This window comes from Pseudonocardia sp. NPDC046786 (assembly GCF_040645415.1).
Lineage (GTDB): Bacteria > Actinomycetota > Actinomycetes > Mycobacteriales > Pseudonocardiaceae > Pseudonocardia > Pseudonocardia kongjuensis.
Genome location: NZ_JBEYYF010000002.1, coordinates 340,922 through 358,963, shown reverse-complemented (window position 1 = coordinate 358,963; position 18,042 = coordinate 340,922). Strand labels below are relative to the sequence as shown.

Annotated in this window: 16 protein-coding genes; all 16 read right to left on the bottom strand. The window is 70.9% G+C overall.

Going from position 1 to position 18,042, the window contains the following annotated elements; all coding sequences use genetic code 11:
* Nucleotides 1-27: 27 nt before the first annotated feature.
* Nucleotides 28-1,287: a hypothetical protein gene (locus ABZ881_RS03665; RefSeq protein WP_358481523.1), complete on the bottom strand. Its 1,260-nt coding sequence runs from the start codon at nt 1,285-1,287 to the stop codon at nt 28-30.
* A complete protein-coding gene (locus ABZ881_RS03660) occupies nt 1,284-2,972 on the bottom strand; it encodes a hypothetical protein (protein ID WP_358481521.1) in 1,689 nt (562 codons plus the stop codon). Before ABZ881_RS03660 ends, ABZ881_RS03665 begins: the two co-directional genes overlap by 4 nt.
* On the bottom strand, nt 2,969-4,213 hold the full coding sequence (locus ABZ881_RS03655) for a glycosyltransferase (protein WP_358481520.1): 1,245 nt from the start codon (nt 4,211-4,213) through the stop codon (nt 2,969-2,971). Before ABZ881_RS03655 ends, ABZ881_RS03660 begins: the two co-directional genes overlap by 4 nt.
* Nucleotides 4,206-5,687, bottom strand: coding sequence for a lipopolysaccharide biosynthesis protein (locus tag ABZ881_RS03650; RefSeq protein ID WP_358481518.1), 1,482 nt, complete (start codon nt 5,685-5,687; stop codon nt 4,206-4,208). The genes ABZ881_RS03655 and ABZ881_RS03650 overlap by 8 nt, the downstream gene beginning before the upstream one ends.
* 28 nt (nt 5,688-5,715) lie before the next feature.
* A complete protein-coding gene (locus ABZ881_RS03645) occupies nt 5,716-5,988 on the bottom strand; it encodes a phosphopantetheine-binding protein (RefSeq protein WP_358481517.1) in 273 nt (90 codons plus the stop codon).
* 8 nt (nt 5,989-5,996) lie between these two features.
* The gene (locus ABZ881_RS03640) at nt 5,997-7,205 is read right to left on the bottom strand and encodes a pyridoxal-dependent decarboxylase, exosortase A system-associated (protein WP_358481515.1); all 1,209 of its coding nucleotides are present in this window, start codon (nt 7,203-7,205) and stop codon (nt 5,997-5,999) included.
* Between the two features lie 29 nt (nt 7,206-7,234).
* Nucleotides 7,235-8,848, bottom strand: coding sequence for an acyl-CoA ligase (AMP-forming), exosortase A system-associated (locus tag ABZ881_RS03635; protein WP_358481512.1), 1,614 nt, complete (start codon nt 8,846-8,848; stop codon nt 7,235-7,237).
* Nucleotides 8,849-8,856: 8 nt separating this feature from the next.
* A complete protein-coding gene (locus ABZ881_RS03630) occupies nt 8,857-9,564 on the bottom strand; it encodes a hypothetical protein (protein ID WP_358481511.1) in 708 nt (235 codons plus the stop codon).
* A gap of 181 nt (nt 9,565-9,745) precedes the next feature.
* Nucleotides 9,746-10,039, bottom strand: a complete 294-nt coding sequence (locus ABZ881_RS03625) for an acyl carrier protein (protein ID WP_344019771.1) — start codon at nt 10,037-10,039, stop codon at nt 9,746-9,748.
* Nucleotides 10,036-11,319 carry an asparagine synthase-related protein gene (locus ABZ881_RS03620; protein WP_358481510.1) on the bottom strand — a complete coding sequence of 428 codons (1,284 nt, stop codon included), beginning with the start codon at nt 11,317-11,319 and terminating at the stop codon, nt 10,036-10,038. The genes ABZ881_RS03625 and ABZ881_RS03620 overlap by 4 nt, the downstream gene beginning before the upstream one ends.
* Complete coding sequence (locus ABZ881_RS03615) at nt 11,319-12,503, bottom strand: aminotransferase class I/II-fold pyridoxal phosphate-dependent enzyme (RefSeq protein ID WP_358481509.1); 1,185 nt, start codon at nt 12,501-12,503, stop codon at nt 11,319-11,321. The genes ABZ881_RS03620 and ABZ881_RS03615 overlap by 1 nt, the downstream gene beginning before the upstream one ends.
* A gap of 25 nt (nt 12,504-12,528) precedes the next feature.
* On the bottom strand, nt 12,529-13,482 hold the full coding sequence (locus ABZ881_RS03610) for a hypothetical protein (RefSeq protein ID WP_358481507.1): 954 nt from the start codon (nt 13,480-13,482) through the stop codon (nt 12,529-12,531).
* Nucleotides 13,482-14,132, bottom strand: coding sequence for a sugar transferase (locus ABZ881_RS03605; protein ID WP_358481505.1), 651 nt, complete (start codon nt 14,130-14,132; stop codon nt 13,482-13,484). Before ABZ881_RS03605 ends, ABZ881_RS03610 begins: the two co-directional genes overlap by 1 nt.
* Nucleotides 14,129-15,355 carry a DegT/DnrJ/EryC1/StrS family aminotransferase gene (locus ABZ881_RS03600; protein WP_358481503.1) on the bottom strand — a complete coding sequence of 409 codons (1,227 nt, stop codon included), beginning with the start codon at nt 15,353-15,355 and terminating at the stop codon, nt 14,129-14,131. The genes ABZ881_RS03605 and ABZ881_RS03600 overlap by 4 nt, the downstream gene beginning before the upstream one ends.
* Nucleotides 15,352-17,109 carry a nucleoside-diphosphate sugar epimerase/dehydratase gene (locus tag ABZ881_RS03595; RefSeq protein ID WP_358481502.1) on the bottom strand — a complete coding sequence of 586 codons (1,758 nt, stop codon included), beginning with the start codon at nt 17,107-17,109 and terminating at the stop codon, nt 15,352-15,354. Before ABZ881_RS03595 ends, ABZ881_RS03600 begins: the two co-directional genes overlap by 4 nt.
* A gap of 274 nt (nt 17,110-17,383) precedes the next feature.
* Nucleotides 17,384-17,995 carry a phosphatase PAP2 family protein gene (locus ABZ881_RS03590; protein ID WP_358481500.1) on the bottom strand — a complete coding sequence of 204 codons (612 nt, stop codon included), beginning with the start codon at nt 17,993-17,995 and terminating at the stop codon, nt 17,384-17,386.
* Between the last annotated feature and the right edge of the window lie 47 nt (nt 17,996-18,042).

Here is an 18,042-nt window from a genome sequence, read left to right as displayed (position 1 = left end):
CCATCTCGGGAGAGGTAACCAGGACTCTCATGTGGACCGCCTTTCGCGGTTGCTCAGCAGGATTCCCAGACAGAGACCGGGCAGGGCCCAGATCCAGGCGGCCGAGTTGTAGCTGATGGTCAGCGAGGCGACGACGATCCAGGCGGATGCCGCCAGCACCCCGAAGAACGGCGATGTCGAGTGGGCGAACGCCCACACGATCGGGACGAGCAGCACCGCCAGCATCGCGGCTCCCGCGATGATCCCGTTGGACATGACGATGCCGCCGGAGACGCTGAAGATGTCGTCGAGCGGATAGGCGACACCCAATCCACTCAGCGGGATCAACCGGTGTTCGTAGAGGGCGGTGGAGCCGCCCACCCCGATCCCGGTGAACAGGAAAGGTTGATTGTCGAGCAGGTACCGGCCGCCGCCGATGATCGACGCCAGGCGGTCGTTCCAGGACGCGTTCGGAGTCGAGTACCGCGACTCGAGCAGGTCCGTGGCCACCACCGCCCACAGCACGATGCCGGCGAGCACGAAGGCGACCTGCCTGCGCACCGAGGAGAACGGCAGGACCGCCAGCGCCGCCAGGACCGGCAGTGTCGGCAGGGCGCTGCCCGACTGGCTCAGCGCCATCGCCACCGCCACCATGCCGACGGCGAGCAGGTCCGGGGCGCTGGGGCGGTTCCGCTCCCGGTAGCCGAGCAGCAGCAGCCCGATCGACGCCAGTACCAGCGTGCCCGCCATGAAGGACGGTTCCGGGAACCAGCCGAACGGGCGTCGGACGTAGGTGACGATCTCGTGCAGGTTGTCGGGCACGCTCCAGTAGCCCGGGAGGTCGTACATCCACACGAACGGAAGCACGCCGCTGTCGAGGAAGAACTTCTGCACGACGGCGTAACCGGCGGCCGCGATCAGCGCCACGCGCAGCGTGATCCGGACGGTGTGCGCCGAGACGACGACGGCGGCCGCGACCGCCACGAACGGCAGCACCTGGATGAACCAGACCCCGGCGGGGATCACCCAGCCCAGGCTCCGGCCGAGCAGGAACTGCACGTACAACATCAGGATCGGCCCGAGCGACAGGACCAGGAACGGCACCAGCAGCCGTGGCCGGCCCATGATCTCCCGGACGAAGGCGAGCGCGAACAGCGACGCGAGGGGGAGGTTGGTGCTGTCCCCCACCGGAAGCGCCAGATAGGGGAACAGGGTCAGCACGATCAGGATCGCGACCCGCGGCGAGAACGGCACCGGCGCGGCCGGCGCGACGGCGGCCGGGTCGAGGACCGGGACGGTGGGCCTCATGCGATGACCTCGCCGTCGGTGGGTGAGCCGGGTGGACCGTTCCGGTGCCGCAGCGCTCCGGCGTCGTCGACCCAGAGGTGGTGCGTGCCGAGCACGAGATGGCCCTGGTCCCAGCCGCCGCTCATCGCGAAGGCCTCGTTGGCGGCGTAGACCGGGCCGGGCGCGAGCGCGTTGCGCGGGCCGACGTTGCCCACCCGCCAGCTCGTCCTCGGTTCGGCGTCGGCCATCTGTAACGCGGGGTCGACGGCGTTGAACACGTGCATGCCGTCCACGACGAGGCTCTCCGTGGTGGCCACCTCGAAGAGCCACCGGGGCACCGGCCGTCCGGAGTCCCCCACCGCGGCAAGGTTCACCCGGGTACTGGCGAACGACGCCGACCGGCAGTTGTCGAGCCGGATCATGCCGCGCCCGGCCGCACCGACGTCCTCGAATGCGCAGTCCCAGGTCGCGACCACCATCGCCGAGGTGAGCTCGAGCGCGTACCCGGGGATGTTCTCGAATGCGCATCCGCTCAGGCTCACGGTGAAGTTCAGCGACTCGTGGTCCGCGGCCACCAGCGCGCCGGCCGTCCCCCCGACGGATCCGACGATCCCGCCGTGGGTCAGGTTCACGAAGTAGCAGTCCTGGATGCGCAGGTCCGCGTGGTTGCGCACGTCCTGCCGGCCCACCTGGGTGACCTCGTACCCGAGGGTCCCGTCCCCGGTGGTCGAGGCGACGTAGCCGTAGGCGTTGTCCGCGATGCGCAGACCCTGCACGTAGACCAACCACGCGCCGACACCACGGATCGCTGCACCCTGCCAGCCGCCGATCACCGAGTCGCCATAACCGATCACCCGGCTGTTGTCGTCGGTCTGGACCAGCCGGACCGCGTCGTAGACCGGCTCCCGGTCGGGTGGGTCCGACCGGTCGGACGGGTACAGCTTCCCCAGGCGCAGCTGCCCGGCCTGACCGACCCGGATCCCGCACCAGGAGGCCCTGGCCGTCGACGGGTAGTCGAAGTAGAGGGTGGCCGCGGCGGCGTCCAGTACGACGCCCGGCGGCACGACCAGGCTCGCGTCGTCGTCCGGGGCGCTGATCAGGTACTGCCCCGGGGCGAGGGTCACGGTGGTGGACCGTCGCGTGACGTAGTCGAAGTAGCCGGTCCCCGAGAGGTCGCTCGCCGCGTCGAGCGCGGCCTGGATGCCGGCGCGGCTGTCCGTGCCGGTGCCGGGCGATCCGAGCCGGCCGGTGTAGTCGGCCCGGGCGCCGCGGGCGACGGGATCGATCACGGTCGGAGTCCCTCCCTCGGTTCCCGGGCCCGCGGCCAGTGGCGCGGGTCGTGCGGCGAGCACCCCGGTGGCGGTGGCGGTCCCGGTGGCGAGTACGCCGAGCAGCAACCGGCGGCGGTCCCGGTCGAGATCGGGACCGCCTGCCCCGGGGCCGGCCCGTTCGCCGTGCAGCGCCGCCGCCACCAGCAGCATCACGAGATCGACGGCGGGAACGACCCACAGCACGCCGAGCGCCGACGTGGTGTCCGTCGGGATCGGCGAGCGAGCGATCGCGACCAGGGCCACGGTGGCGAGCAGGCCGGCCCACACCGCGTGGAACCAGGCGGGGATCCGTGCCGGGTACACCCGGCTCAGCTGCCACACCACGACGGCGTGCAGCACGGCGACACCACCGACGACCAGGACCAGGTAGGTCAACGGAGACCTCCCCGGGCTGCCGGTGTCCGGCCACGGGACAGCACGCGGCGGTACTCCGCGACGGTGGTGGCGGCCATGCCACCCCAGGTCAGCGTCTCGGCCGCCCGTCGCATGCCGTCGGCGAGCGCGGCGACGCCGTCCTCGGGCAGTGTGCAGAGCTCGTGCACCGCCGCCGCGATCGCCGACGGGGTGGCCGCCGCTGCCAGGACGCCGATCCGGTGATCGGTCATCAGCTCGCCGAGTGCACCGGACCGGGTGGCGACGATCGGCAGCCCGTGCGCCAGCCCCATGAACGCGGCCCCGCTCTGTGCGACGAAGTCCTCGGTGTAGGGCAACACCAGCACGTCGTGTGCCGCGCAGAGCGCCGCGACCTCGTCGTCCGGCACGAACTCCGGTCGCAGGTCGATCACGACGCCTGCCGCCCGGGCCTTCTCCACCAGCGGGACGATGATCTGATCCAGGTGGTCGGGCTCCGCGACCTCACCGGCCACGGTGATCCGGTACCCGGCCAGGTCCCCCCGGGCTGCCGCCTCCAGCAGCAGGTGCAGGCCCTTGTTCCGCCGGATGGTGCCGAAGAACAACAGCCGACGCCCGGCCGGCCGCTGCTCGCCGATCCGCTCCGGAACGGCGGTCGTGCTCCATATCCCGTGCGGGACCACCCGGATCGGGGGCACCGTGCAGGCTCCACCCGCGGTCAGGAACCGCTCCAGCTCGTCGGCGAGTCCACGGCTGTGCACGAAGAGGCAGTCGCTGTCGAGGTAGGTGCGGCGGAGCCAGCGGTCCACCGTGGCCGGCCGCAGGAACGGCGGGTAGTCGTGTCGGCGGACGTTGTGCACGGTCACCAGGACACCGGTCCCGCGCCGCCGCAGCAGCCGGACGACCAGGTGCGGAAGCAGCGTGGGCGTCTCCTGCACGTGCACGGCCCCGATGTCGGCACGGGACCGGACCCAGGCCAGGAACCGCCGGTCCCGCCGAACGTGATGCAGCACCCGGCTCACCACGTAGCCGATCCTGGTCCGGAACTGAGAGGCATCCCGGATCGCCGGCAGGACGGGGTGCACCACGTACCGGCCGTCCAGGAAGCGTCGGTCCAGGTCGGTGCTGGAGAGCCACTCGACCGACGGACCGCCCTCCCCGTCGACCGATCCCGCCGCTCCGGTGATCGCGCCCAGCAACTCGGCGACGTAGAGCGGCATCCCGCCGGTCGGGTAGGGGGAGTAGACGCAGACACCCTCACGCATGGTCCGCTCCCAGCGCCCGCCGCAGCAGCCCGCGTACCCCGAGGAAGTTCAGCGCCACCAGGACGATCCCGTAGACGAGGACACCGGCCGTCACCTGGACCGCGAGCACGAGCACGCCGGTCGACTCCCGGAAGGGTACGAGCGCGCAACCCATCACCGTCCCGGCGAGCACGACGATCGCGGTCTCGCGGAGCGGGAAGGGCAGACGGAAGTGCCTCCGTCCCCACCAGGCGGTGAACAGCAGCGCACCGAGGAAGGTCAGCACCGACGCGAGGGCCGCACCGGTCAGTCCGAGTGCCGGGATCAACAGGAGATTGAGCCCGCCGTTGGCCAGGAGCGCCCCGAGCACGATCCAGACCTGCTGGACGGTACGCCGGGAGAACTGCAGGGCGGTGTCGAAGTGGTAGGCCTTCAGCCCGGCGAGCAGCGCACCGAGCGCGATCAGCGGAATGATGCCGGCCGACGCCGCGTACGCCGGGGCGAAGAAGACCGCCGCGATACCCGGGGCCAGCACGCCTGCTCCGATGGCGGCCGGGACACCGATCGCCAGCAACAGCGAGGCGTTCACCGCCATCGGCCGACGCGCCGCGTCGGCACCCCTGGTCTCGAGCTCGCGGACCGCGATCGGGAAGGCCGCCATCGACACCGCCACCATCAGCAGGGTCACCGTCTGGGTGGTGAAGTCGAAGGCCACGGAGTAGATGCCCGCGGCGTCGTTGCCGATCAGCAGGGCGACTAGCAGGCGGTCGGTCAGGAAGATGAGGCCGGCCAGTGCGACCGTCACCGAGATCGGCACGCCGTAGGCGAACATCTCCACGGTCCGGGCGCGGTCAATCGGCGGCCCGGTGGTGATGCGGGTCCTGCGCCAACCGGCGGCACAGGCGATCGTCATGCCCACCGCGACCGCGATCAGGGGCCCCGTCCATCCGGCGCCCAGACGCAGCAGCAGGTACCCGAGGCCGACGAAGGAGCTCGCCCTGATCACGTGCAGCACCATGAAGTGCCACGGCCGCAGATCCGCACGCAGCACCTCGGTGACGATCTCGAACATCGACTGTGCGAGCAGCACCGCGACGGCGAGCGCCAGTACCTGGCCCACCGGCCGGACCTGAGGCACCGCGAGCGCCACCGCCGCCGTCACGACGACGAGTGTCGAGACGCCGAGCCACAGCCGCACCACGGTCGACACGAACGACCGCCGGCCGAACTCGTCGACCGGCATGCACCGGACGATCGACCAGCGGATCCACTCGAACAGCAGCGAGTTCGCCGTTCCGATGGAGGTCATGGCGACCGCGTACAGGGCGTACTCGCCGGGCTCGAGCAGACTGGTGAACAACGGGATGGCGAGGAACGCCATCAGGCCGGGAACGCCCCGGGCGAGCAGGTACAGCACGGTGTGCGAGCCGACACCGGCGCCGTCGTGACCAGGACCGGTCGAGGCCTCGACCGTCTCCGTGGGACGCTCGTTCATTCCGCCCCCTCGATCCACGTGCTCGCGCTCAGAGGTCCGACTGCTTCCGCTCCACGAGATCCGCGAGCGCGCCGACAGTCGAGAACACGTCCATGCTCACGTCGTCGTCCTCGAACTCGATTCCGAATCGCTCCTCGAGCGCCGTGACAACCTCCATCACGGCGAGTGAGTCCAGCTCCGGCACACTCCCGAAAAGGGCGCTGGCCGACGTGAGGTAATGCGCATCGCCAGAAAGTCCGAGTACATCCGCGAGGACAGCCACGACCGCATCCGGCACCGAGTGCGCGGCGATCTCGTCCATTCCGTTACTCATACCAGTACCTCAGGGGGTCGGGGGTGGCTCAGGAACTCCGCGGGACTCGCGGTCAGGCCGTAGGCGCCGGCCTGGAACACCACGACCAGGTCGCCGACGCCCGCGGGCGGCAGCGCGACGTCGTCCGCGAGGACGTCGAGCGGCGTGCAGAGCCTGCCCACCACCGTCTGACTCCGGAGATCGGCCGGGCGCATCCGGTTGCCGACGGCCACCGGGTAGTTGCGCCGGATGACCTGGCCGAGGTTTCCGGAGGCGGCCAGCTGGTGGTGCATCCCGCCGTCGACGACGAGATAGTGCTGCCCGCGGGACGACTTCCGGTCGAGCACCCGGGTCACGTACACACCGGCCTCGCCGACCAGGTAACGGCCGAGCTCGATGACCAGCCGGACGTCCGGGTACACGGCGCGGATCACCTCGCGCACCACCTCGTCCAGCCCCTGCCCGACCAGGCTCAGGTCGAGCGGCCGGTCGCGCTCGAAGTACGGAATCCCGAATCCGCCGCCCAGATTCAGGTAGCGCAGCGGAAGATCCGCGTCCTCGGCCAGCCGGACCGCCAGCTCGGCGGTACGCCGCTGGGCATCGCACAGAATCTCCGCATGCAAGTTCTGCGATCCGGCGAAGATGTGGAAGCCGGCACAGTCGAGACCCCAGGACACGATTCGCTTGAGCAGCATCGGGACGTTCTCGGAGTCGACACCGAACTGCTGCGGGCCACCTCCGAGGCGCATTCCCGAACCCTTGACGCGGAAATCCGGGTTCACCCGGACCGCCACCTTCGGCCGGATGCCCAGCGCCGAGCCCGCTTCGGCGACCCGCTCCGCCTCGAGCTCCGACTCGAGCTCGATCGTGACGCCCGAGGCGACCGCCTGCGTGATCTCCCCGATCGACTTGCCGGGACCGGCGAATCCCACCCGGGCGGCCGGCGTCGGTGTGTCGAGGGCGACCTGCATCTCCCGGGCCGACGCGACGTCGAACCCGTCGACCAGGGTGCTGAGGTGCTGGACGACCGCCGGCATCGGGTTCGCCTTGACCGCGTAGTTCAGCTCCACCCCGGCCGGGAGATGTTCCCGGACGTGGCCGACCCGAGCGGTGAGCCGCTCCCGGGAGTAGGCGAAGAACGGCGTACTGCCGACCCGCTCGGCGAGCAGCTCGACCGGCACACCGCCCACCAGCAGCGAATCGTCCTCCACCCGGAAGGTCGCCACCGTCGGATGCGTGGGAGCGGGCTCCGCCGTCATCGCGCTGCCCCGTCCGGGGCCTCGGCCGCACCGGCGGCGCCCTCGAGCTCGGCCCGCAGCACGGTCCGGTCGAACTTCCCGTTCGCCGAACGCGGCATCTCCGTCCGGACCACGATCCGTCCGGGGACCATGTACCGCGGCAGTGTCTGCCGCATGTGTGTTCCCACTGCTGCCCCGTCCGGCGCCACGTCCGGCCTGAGCGTCACGATCAGGACGATCTGCTGCCCGAGCCGCGGATCGCTGAGCCCGAGTGCCACCGCGTCGCGGACCACCCCGGACTCGTAGGCGACCTCCTCGATCTCGGCCGGGCTCACCCGGTACCCGGAGGTCTTGATCATCTCGTCGTTGCGCCCGACGAAGTAGAGGAAGCCGTCCTCGTCACGGACGACGAGGTCGCCGGACCAGACAGCGAGCTCGGGTGTGCACAGCTCATCGGCGCGGCCGGGCGCCGGCCGGAAGCGTCGCGCGGTCCGCTCCGGGTCGTTCCAGTAACCCATACTGACCAGCGGTCCCCGGTGCACGAGCTCACCGGGCTCTCCCGCATCGCACAGCGTGCCGTCCTCCCGGACGACCATGATCTCGGCGTTGGGGATCGCGCGGCCGATCGAGTCCGGCCTGCGGTCCACCTCACCCGGGTCGAGGTAGGTCGACCGGAACGCCTCGGTCAGCCCGTACATGAGGAAGGGCTGCGCGTTCGGGAAGATGGACCGGAGACTGTCCAGAGTGGTACGCGGCATCCGGCCTCCGGTGTTCGCGAAGAACCGCACCCCGGACGCCGCGTCCGGGGGCCACTGCTGGTCGGCGACCTGGATCCAGAGCGGAGGGACTCCGGTGATCCCCGTGATGCGGTGCCGGGCGCAGACCCGGACGACCTCCGTCGCCAGCAGGAAGTTGATCAGGACGACCTGCGCTCCCACCAGGAAACTGGTCGTGAGCTGGCTGAGCCCGGCGTCGAAGCTGAGCGGAAGCGCGGCGAGGATCCGGTCGTCCGGCCCGATGCCGAGGTAGCTGCTCACGCTCTCCGCACCGACGATCAGATTCCGGTGCGAGAGCACCACGCCCTTGGGCAGTCCGGTGCTCCCGGAGGTGTACAGGATGGCGGCGACATCGGTGTCGACCGCGGCCTGCCGGGGCTCGGCGGCGCCCACGCCCGCGGCGAGGAGCGCGGTCCAGTCCTGCGTCCGGAGCCGTTCGTCGGTGTACCCGCCGGTGTCGGAGCCGACGAGCACGACCGTCTGCAACGACTTCGCATCACCCGCCTCGGAGCCGATCGACCGCATCCGGTCCGTGGTGGTGACGAGAACGCTCACCGCGCAGTCGTCGAGGACATGGCGCACCTGCCGGGCCCGGGACAGCGGATTGATCGGCACGACCACCCCTCCGGCGGCGGACACGGCGAAGATGGTGATCACCGTCTCGAGGCGCTTCTCCATGTAGACGGCGACGCGGTCGTTGCGGGCCAGCCCCGCGGCGACCAGTCCGCGAGCGGCCAGATCGACCTGCTCCCGCAGCTCCCCGTAGGTCAGCGTCGAGTCACCGAAGGTGAGTGCGGGCGAGTCCGGCCGTCGGCCGTCGGCGCCGGCCAGCAGATCGTGCAGACGGGTACGCACCGGGGCCGTCACCACGGCACCGCGACGAGCTCGGAGTACAGGTAGTCGATCTCGCTCGGCCGCAGTGTGCGGCTCCGGTACATCTTGCGCCGGAAGTTGCGGAGCAGGATCGAGCCGGGCGGCCGGTAACCGATCACCCTGATCTCGGCGAGCATCGCGACGACACCGTGCCGGAGCAGCAGGTGCCCGAGGAAGGGCAGCAGCATCGACCGGAAGACAGTGCGGTCGCCGACGTGCAGCACGGACGCGACCAGCCCGGTCGGCGAGGTCCTCCGGTCGACCCGGAAGACGACGTGGCAGGAGCCACGGTCGTTCCGGAGCAGGATCTGCCGTGCCGCAGGAGCCCGGCGATGGTCGTCATGAATGCGGCGTTCGGGTTCCGGCAGGCCGTCCGCGAGCTGATCCGGGTCGGCGGTGATCGTCCCCCGCTTCCGGCCCCACGGCACCGTGGGGACCAGAACGGACCGGCTGTCCAGGAACGTGAAGCCCAGTCGCCGGTTGATCGGTACGACGTTCCCGGTGGGCGTCAGATCGGTGAAATGGTATCCGGGCTGATCCAGCAGCGCCTTGAGCAGGCGGACCCCCTGAACCCGTTGTGCGGGCTGCACGAACCAGGACCCGAGATTGCACATCTTCTCGACCCGGCCGTCTCCGAAGTCCCGCTCCGAGTAGTAGGCCGCGTGAACCCCGACGAGTTCGTCACCGGCGAGCAACATCATTCCGTGGTTCGGCGGCGAGAACCGCCGACCGACATGGAACGACTGCCGCCACGCTGCCTGTGGAACATGACGATCCATGTGCCGGTTCAGGAAGCTCGAGACCTCGTCCAGGTCCACGTCGGATATCGGCACAACCCGTGATCTCATGAAGACTCTCAGCCGTCCCGTTCCTGGCGGATCATGCTCGTGTACTCGCCGGTGCGGGTCCTGCCGTTAGCCCGGCCCGGGTCCGGTGCACGATCCGACCCATCCCGGACAGCGTCGAGAACTCTTCGGAAAGCAGATCGTCCTCGGCGATCTCGACCGCGAATCGGCTGTCGACGAACGCAAGGATCTCGACGAGCCCGACCGAGTCGACGTACCCGGCCTCGAAGACGTCGACGTCCCGGTGGAAGCCCGGGTCGTCCGCGCGGATCGCGAAGGACTCGCAGACGAACTGCTCGATCTCCGCGGTGATCTGTTCGACGGTCATGCGTTCTCCTCGGGGACGGCGGAGCGGTAGCGCCCGGCGCGGATGAAGTGGTCGAGGTCGGCGAGCCGGTCGAGCTTGTGCAGCTCGGCGAAGCGGTGCCGCAGTGAGGCCTGGTCGATTCCCTGGTCGATGCAGGCGGCCAGGACACCGCCACCGATGTCCGGGTCACCGACCTGCGCCCTGGTCTTCTGCCTGGTCAGCACGTAGCCGGGCAGAAGGTCGCGGAACACCTCACGGCAGAGCTGCTGCTTGGCGTCGTCCCGGGCGAGGAAGCTCCCGGGCAGGCTGAGGTAGTGCTGGGTGGCCGCCGCGTAGGGCTGGACCACGGGCAGACCCCAGGCACCGAAGACCCCCAGCTCCCGGTGGGTGCTGTCGAGGCCGGCGACCAGCCATCGGCGGAGCGCCGAGGGGCCCAGGCGGGGAAGGCGGTAGTACGTCTCACCCCGGTACCGCTCCTCGTGGTAGTCGGCGAGGAACTCGTTGGCCAGGTCGCCGGTGAGCACGAGCGGGCTCGCACCCGCGGCCCCGGCGATCGATTCGGCCAGCACCGCGTTGACCAGCGCGGCGTGCACGTTGAAGTCGCGCCAGTCGGCGCCCTCCAGCAGTACGACGTCGAGGTGCTCGAGCAGGCCGCTCCGATCCACATCGGTCTCGAGCAGCTCGACCCCCAGGTCGTCGCAGAGTCGCCGGGCGATCACCCGGTCCTCGCTCGGCCGGGCGTCGGGCCGCCGGAAGTCGAAGCTGACGCCGAGGACCCTCCCGAAGTGCCGGTTCGCGAGCGCGAGGATCCCCGAGCTGTCCAGTCCGCCGGAGCAGCAGACGACCGCGGTGGCGTCCGGGGCCGCCGACGCCACGGCAGCCAGGTAGCCGTCGAGGGCGTGCCGGATGTCCGCGGCGATCTCGTCGAGCGGGCGCCCCGCGTCCTCCTGGTGTGGGGGCACGGTCATCAGAGCGTGCCGCACCCCGTCGGGACCGATGTCGATGACGGCGCCGCGTGGGACCGCGTGCACGGCGTCGAAGGAAAGTCCCTCCGCCCGCAGCAGGTGCGGCCGGGGTGCGAGCACGACGGAGCCGGGTGCGTCGCGGGCCCAGAACAGCTTGTTGAGGCCGAGCGGGTCGCGGGCGATCCGCCAGTCGTCGCCGTCCCGCCGGGCCGACGCGAGCGTTCCCACCCCGTGCGCGGGGACGTCGGCACCCGGCCGCAGCGAGCTGTCCGGCATCAGCTCCCCGTCGACCAGACCGAACGAGGGGTCCGGACGCCCCACCACACGAACCTGCATCAGGCCACCGCTCCCGTCGTGACGTCGGCGGGCGCGTGCCGCCGGAACACCTGGACCGCGCGTTCGAGAACGGTGTCGTCGCCGGTGACGGCGAGCCGCACGTAGCCCTCGTGGTGGAAGCACTCGGCAGGCAGGACGAGCACTCCGTCGGACGCCAGCCGCTCGGCGAACGCCGCGTCCGTCAGCCCGTCCGGTGTCCGCAGGTAGAGGAACAGCGTCGACTCGGACGGGACGAGGGTGAAGCCGAGCCCTTCGAGCTCCGCGCGCAGCCGGGCCCGGGCGCGGTGCAGTGCCTCGGTGTGCAGCGGGATCTTCAGCAGGCCGTGTACCGCGCGCTGCATGACCGCGGTCGGGGTCGCCGTGCCGGTGATCCTTGTCCAGCGCACGAGTTCGGCGCCGGTCTCGGCGCGCTCCGGGTGTGCCGGCGACACCGCGACGTAGCCCAGTCGCTGCCCCTGCATGAAGTGTCTCTTGCCGAACGAGTAGACGATCAGGGTCCTGGCCACGGTCGACGCGATCGAGGTGAACAACCCGTCCGGGCAGAAGTCCCGGTGCGTCTCGTCGGCGATCACGGTGATCCGCCGGCCGGTCCGACGTTCGTGGGCGACGATCAGGTCACGGAGCCCTTCGGCGAGCTGTGGGGTGACCACGGTGCCGGTGGGATTGTTGGGGTTGCTGAGCAGGACGGCGGACGTCCGCTCGCCGAACGCGGCTCCGATCGCGTCCAGATCCAGCGCGAAGTCGTCCGTCCGCATCGGGACCGGCCGCACGGTCATGCCGAGGCTCTGCACGTAGAGCGGGTGGTCGAGCCAGCAGGGCACCGGCACGACGACCTCGTCCCCAGCGACCCCGGCGACCCGGAGCGCGAGCTGCAGGCCGGCCATCGCACCGGGGGTGAGGATCACGTCGGCGTAGGTGGTCGGCAGGCCCTGGCCCACGCGGAGGTCGTCGGCCACCGCGCGCCGGGCCAGCGTCTGCCCGCCGAACGGTGCGTACTGCATCCCGAGTGCGCGATCGTCGTCCAGTGCGCGGCGCAGCACCCCGAGCGCGTCCGGCTCGACGCCGCCGGCGAAGTTGGCGTAGGAGAGGTCGCACGCCCGGTTGCCCAGGCGGGCCACCCGCCTGCGGACGGTCTCGAACCGCTCCAACGGCCCCAGCAGCCGGTCCAGCTCGTCGTCGATCATGTCGTCGCCTTCGCGGAGGATCGCCTCAACAGAACTCGCCGTCCAATCGGGTGAAGAAGGCGTCCCCGGCCACGAGGGCCTGGGCGATGCGCGGATCGGTGGAGTACGCGAACGTCCACGGGCCCGGGGTGAGCGTGGCGCCGCGGTCGGCCACGGCACCGAGCAGGTCGGCGTCGAGTCGGCCGACCGTCCTCTCCGCGGCACCGCTCACGTGTGCGTCGCGCAGCAGCCCGGCGAAGGTCTGCCGGGCCCCGCCCGGGACGGCGCGCAGTGCCAGCACACCGTTGTAACCGTCCGGATTGGCGTGGTAGACGAACCAGCCGCGGGCTCCGCCCCGCTCGTCCAGTACCTCGCGGCAGCGGAGCGTGCCCCGGTAGTCGGCCGCCTCCAGGAAGCCGGTCAGCCAGCCCAGCGACTGCTCGTCGTAGACCGGCGCGAGCGCGTACGCCGCGGCCGAGGACCGGATGCGCTCCAGCAGCGCCGCGGTGTCCAGTGCGTGATCGGACCCACCCGGGTCCGGCCCCGGACCACCCGTGGTGCTCCACGAGATGCTGCCGAGCGGAACGACGACGACGCCGGGGGTCCCCTCCCACACCCGGCGGGCCGCGACGTTGGCGTTCTCGATCAGGGACAGGTCCTGCGGGCCCCGGAGGAACCGCCGGTGCAGCGCCGCTGCTGCCACCGCACCGGCACGGCTGGCGGGATCGACCATGAAACGCACCGACACGGCGGCCCGGACCGGTCGTCCTGCGAAGGACATCGGCCGTGCGACGACCCCGAGGAACCCGACCAGCGCGCCGTCGTGCTCGTAGACCAGGGACGGGAGGTCGGGGGCCGACCAGGGGTTGTCGAACATCGACTTGCCGTACAGGCCCTCGTGGTAGTCCGCCGCGGCCGGGGTCTGTGCGGGCATGGTCTTCGCGTGCAGCGCGAGCACCTCGGCCGCGTCGGCGGGCTCATAGCGCCGGATTCCGCCCATCACCGACGCTCCACCGGGTGCAGCGGGATCGGCTCGGTCGCGGGACTCGGCACCACGATGTCGCGGACGGGCCGGCTCCCGACGTAGTCCGGGTTCACTCCGCCGTCACCCACGACGCCGCTCGGGCGGACCATCTGCACCAACGTCATCCAGACGATCCTGAGGTCGAGCCACACCGACCTGTTCGCGATGTACCAGAGGTCCAGCTCGATCCGGGTCTCCCAGCTGATCGCATTGCGGCCGTTCACCTGGGCCCAGCCGGTGACCCCGGGCCGGACGGCCAGCCGGCCGCGTTCGTGCGGCCCGTACCGCGCCACCTGCTGTGGAAGGGTCGGCCGGGGCCCGATCAGGCTCATGTCGCCGCGCAGGATGTTCCACAGCTGCGGGAGTTCGTCCACGCTGATCGCCCGCAGCACCGACCCGAGCCGCGAGGTCCGTGCCCCGTCGCTCTCAGCCGCGGCGGCCGGCGGCCGCATCGTCCGGAACTTCAGGACGGTGAAGGTGGTCCCGTCGCGGCCCGACCGTTCCTGCCGGAAGAGGACCGGCCTCCCGAGTCCCACCAGCACCACGAGCGCGACCAGCAGGATCAACGGCAGGCCGAGCAGCACGATCACGAGGGCGACCACGACGTCCACCGCACGCCGGGTCATGCCGTCGCCTCCGTCAGTACTTTGACGGCTGCGCGGGCGACATCGGCCACGTCTGCCGGTTCCAGCGTCGGCTGGACCGGTAGTACGAGGGAGGTGGAACCGAGCCACCGTGCGACGGGCAGCGGCGACGGCGGACGCCCCGCACCGTCGAACGCCACCTCACGGTAGATCTCGGTGCATCCGCCCGGTCCGCACGGCACGCCTTCCGCCGTGATCGCCGCGACGACCCGGTCCCGATCCCACCCGGTCCGCAAGCGCTCCGGCCTGACCTGTGCGTAGAAGCGGTAATAGGCGGGCTCGACGTCATCCGGCACGACGGGCAGCCGCAGCGCCGGTTGGTCCGCGAGCGCCGCACGCAGTGCGGCCGCGTTGGCTCGCCGGCGGGCGACGTAGCCGTCGAGCCGCAGCAGCTGGCGCCGCCCGACCGCCGCCTGCAACTCGGTCATCCGGCCGTTGGTGCCGAAACTCTCGTGCAGCCAGCGGAACCCGGGAGCGTGCTCCCGCTCGTGGACCGCCGCGAAGCCCTTGCCGTGGTCCTTCAGCTCCCAGCACCGACGGGCCAGTCCCGCGTCGGCCGTCGTGATGGCACCGCCCTCACCGGCGGTGGTCATGATCTTGTCCTGGCAGAACGACCAGGCGGCGATCCGGCCGAGGTGCCCGACCGGTCGCCCGGCCCGGCGGGCACCGTGTGCCTGGGCGCAGTCCTCGACCAGGTCGAGCTTCCGGGATGCGCACAGCGCCGCGAGCGACCCGACATCGGCCGGGAACCCGCCGACGTGCACGACGACGACGGCCACCGTCCGCGGACCGATCACGGCCGCCACGGAGTCGGTGGTCAGTCCCTGGGAGTCGGGGTCGACGTCCGCGACCACCGGGCGGGCCCCGCAGGCCGCGACCGCGCTCGCGGTCGCGATGAAGGTCGCCGACGGCACGACGACCTCGTCGCCCGCGCCCACCCCGAGCGCCTTCAGCGCGAGCTCGAGTGCGACCGTCCCGTTCGACACGGCGACGGCGTGCGGTGCCTGCGCCCACGCGGCGAACTCGCGCTCGAACTCACGCCCCTGCTCGCCGGTCCAGTAGTTGACCCGGCCGGAGCGCAGTACGGCTGCCGCCGCGGCTACGTCGTCGTCGCCGAACACCGGCCAGCCCGGCAGCGGGACCTGCCGCACGGGGCGGCCACCGTCGGAGGCGAGCGCGTGCTCGCTCGTGCTCGCGGCCGTCATCGCTGACCACTCGACACACGCACCGATCGGAGCTGGCGTGGTGCGCGTGGCAGGACGCTCGCGATCGCGGCCGTCGCGGCGTCGAGCATCTCGGGTTCTGCGACCGCCAACGCGTGCATCAGCTCGGCGGCCAGGCCGGCCTGCTCCGGACCGGTGAGCCGGATCGGATCCAGCGGCGGGGCGGACACGTGCGACACCGAGGGGTGGATCGGCCGGTGGTCGGCCTCGCCGTCGCCGAAGAGGTCCTCGTGCAGCTTCTCGCCGTCCCGCAGCCCGGTGTAGAGGATCTGGACCGGGCGTCCGGCGAGCACCATCAGCTGGCGCGCCACGTCTATGATCTTGATCGGCTTACCCATGTCGAGCACCAGGACCTCACCGGGACGGCCGATGGCGCCGGCCTGGATGACCAGCCGGACCGCCTCCGGGATCGTCATGAAGAACCGGGTGATGTCCGGGTGGGTGACCGTGACCGGTCCGCCCGCTCCGATCTGGTCGACGAACGTGGTCAGAACCGATCCCCGGCTACCGATGACGTTGCCGAAGCGGACCGACAGGTAGTCGCGGTCGCCCGCGGCACCGGCGTGAGCGACGAGCCGCTCACCGATCCGCTTGGATGCACCGAGCACGCTCGTCGGGTTCGCCGCCTTGTCCGTCGAAATGTTCACGAACGTGCGGACACCGACCGCCGTGGCTGCGTCGAGCACGTTCGAGGTGCCGACGACGTTGGTGAGCCACGCCTCGTGCGGGTACTGCTCCAGCATCGGGAGGTGCTTGAGCGCGGCGGCGTGGAACACGACGTCTGGGCGGCGCTCCCGGAACAGTCCGGTGATCGTCGCAGCGTCCCTGATGTCGGCGAGGATCGTGTCCGGGGTGTTCAGCAGGGCGTGGCCGTGCAGGGACAGCTGGAGCCCGTGCAGGGCCGACTCGTCGCGGTCGAGCATCAGGAGCTCGGCGGGGTCGTAACGGTGGATCTGCCGGCAGAGCTCGGAGCCGATCGAGCCCCCGGCCCCCGTCACCAGGACAATCTTGCCCTTGACGTAGTCAGCGATCGCCGCGATGTCGACGTCGACCGGTTGCCGCCCCATGAGGTCCGCCAGGTCGATGTCGCGCAGGTCCGCGAACCCGATCGACGGCCGCAGCAGATCGGTCAGCACCGGCACGACCTTGACCCGCAGGCCCGCCGCGATCGCCGCCGTGCTGACCTCACGCAGGACGACCAGGTCGAGATCCCGGATGGCGACCACCAGGACCTCGGCCCCGGTCCCCTCGGCGACCTGGGCCAGGTCCGCCCTCGACCCCAGAACCGCGACACCGGAGATCCGCCGGTTGCGAACGGACCGGTCGTCGTCGAGGAAGCCGACCGGGAGGTAGCCGCTGCGACGGTCACCGAGCATCGAGCGGACGATCTGCTGACCTCCCCAGCCCGAACCGAAGACGATCACACGCTGCGCGGATCCGGCATCGGGACGGGCCCGCCACTCCCGGACCGCACGACGCACCAGACGGGTACCGAGGATCAGCGGAACGACGGTGAGCGTGGCGATGACCGCCAGCGAACGGGGCACCTCGATCAGCCCGGTGAGCCCGACCACGAACAGCAGCACCCCGACCGAGGCAGCGACAATACAGACGTCGACGGCGTCGTCGAAGGCTCCGATCACGTGGTTCCCGCGGTAGTGCCACGAGAGCAACCCGACCGCCAGGTGCAGCGCGACCGCGAGCAGCGCGAACCACACGACCGGAGCCGGCTGCACACCGGCTAGATCACCGTCGAAGCGGAGCCAGGTCGCCACAGGTACGGCGAGTGCCCACCACGCTCCGTCCAGGAGCGGGGGCCGCATCCTGGTGCTGGCCGTCTCCGCAGACGATTCCGACATTCACGATCTCCCTTGGGGCATAACCGACACGGAAGGCTCCGAGCCAGGCAATTCCGGGGTTGTCCACCTTCGCACGCAAGCGACGGGTGCACCGATGAGAATGCGCCCTCGAGGGCCTCAGCCTCGCTGGACATCGACGGCGCCAGCATCGTCACGATTGGTGATACCGGCCCGTAACAGCCCGGTCATGTACTCCCCGGACATCGGCGACGAGAGCCATCCCGAACACGACCGTCACAGCGACGAGGAACCCGGTGACCGCGTCGCTCACGTAGTGCAGACCATTCGCCACCAAGGCGACAGCGACGGTTCCCGCGATAGTCAGGGAAAGTACTCCGGCGATGACGGCGACAGATCGGCGATACCGGCCGGCCAGGCTCACCGCGAGGAGGGCCGCCACCAGCGCGACCGAGGTGGCTCCGGCCGTGTGACCACTGGGGAGCGCGACGTGACCGTCCAGTGTCCGGCCGATCAGAGGCTGGAGGATGAGGACGAGTCCGCCGGTCAGGGGTGGTGCGATCGCCGCGACGAGGGCCATCCTGGACTGCCCGGCGATCAGCGCGACCACCGCCATCAGCAGCGCGGCGAGGATCACCGTGCTCGGACGGCCGAGCACGACGAGCGCCCGCAGAGCTCCCGTCCAGCCGCCCAGGGACTCCCGCAGTGCGACCGCGAGAACTGCCTCGAACGGTCCGGGTCCGACAACTCCCCGGTAGTGGACGGCAAGCGCGACCAAGCCGGTACCGGCGATCAGGACGGCCACCGTCGCCGGTATCCGGCCAACTCTGCCGAGCACCGTCGGAGACACTC

Excerpts from the sequence above, each read along its gene's own strand:
- ABZ881_RS03665 (WP_358481523.1), bottom strand. The coding sequence starts at position 1,287 with ATGAGGCCCACCGTCCCGGTCCTCGACCCGGCCGCCGTCGCGCCGGCC.
- ABZ881_RS03655 (WP_358481520.1), bottom strand. The coding sequence starts at position 4,213 with ATGCGTGAGGGTGTCTGCGTCTACTCCCCCTACCCGACCGGCGGGATG.
- ABZ881_RS03650 (WP_358481518.1), bottom strand. The coding sequence starts at position 5,687 with ATGAACGAGCGTCCCACGGAGACGGTCGAGGCCTCGACCGGTCCTGGT.
- ABZ881_RS03645 (WP_358481517.1), bottom strand. The coding sequence starts at position 5,988 with ATGGACGAGATCGCCGCGCACTCGGTGCCGGATGCGGTCGTGGCTGTC.
- ABZ881_RS03630 (WP_358481511.1), bottom strand. The coding sequence starts at position 9,564 with ATGTTGCTCGCCGGTGACGAACTCGTCGGGGTTCACGCGGCCTACTAC.
- ABZ881_RS03625 (WP_344019771.1), bottom strand. The coding sequence starts at position 10,039 with ATGACCGTCGAACAGATCACCGCGGAGATCGAGCAGTTCGTCTGCGAG.
- ABZ881_RS03620 (WP_358481510.1), bottom strand. The coding sequence starts at position 11,319 with ATGCAGGTTCGTGTGGTGGGGCGTCCGGACCCCTCGTTCGGTCTGGTC.
- ABZ881_RS03615 (WP_358481509.1), bottom strand. The coding sequence starts at position 12,503 with ATGATCGACGACGAGCTGGACCGGCTGCTGGGGCCGTTGGAGCGGTTC.
- ABZ881_RS03610 (WP_358481507.1), bottom strand. The coding sequence starts at position 13,482 with ATGGGCGGAATCCGGCGCTATGAGCCCGCCGACGCGGCCGAGGTGCTC.
- ABZ881_RS03605 (WP_358481505.1), bottom strand. The coding sequence starts at position 14,132 with ATGACCCGGCGTGCGGTGGACGTCGTGGTCGCCCTCGTGATCGTGCTG.
- ABZ881_RS03600 (WP_358481503.1), bottom strand. The coding sequence starts at position 15,355 with ATGACGGCCGCGAGCACGAGCGAGCACGCGCTCGCCTCCGACGGTGGC.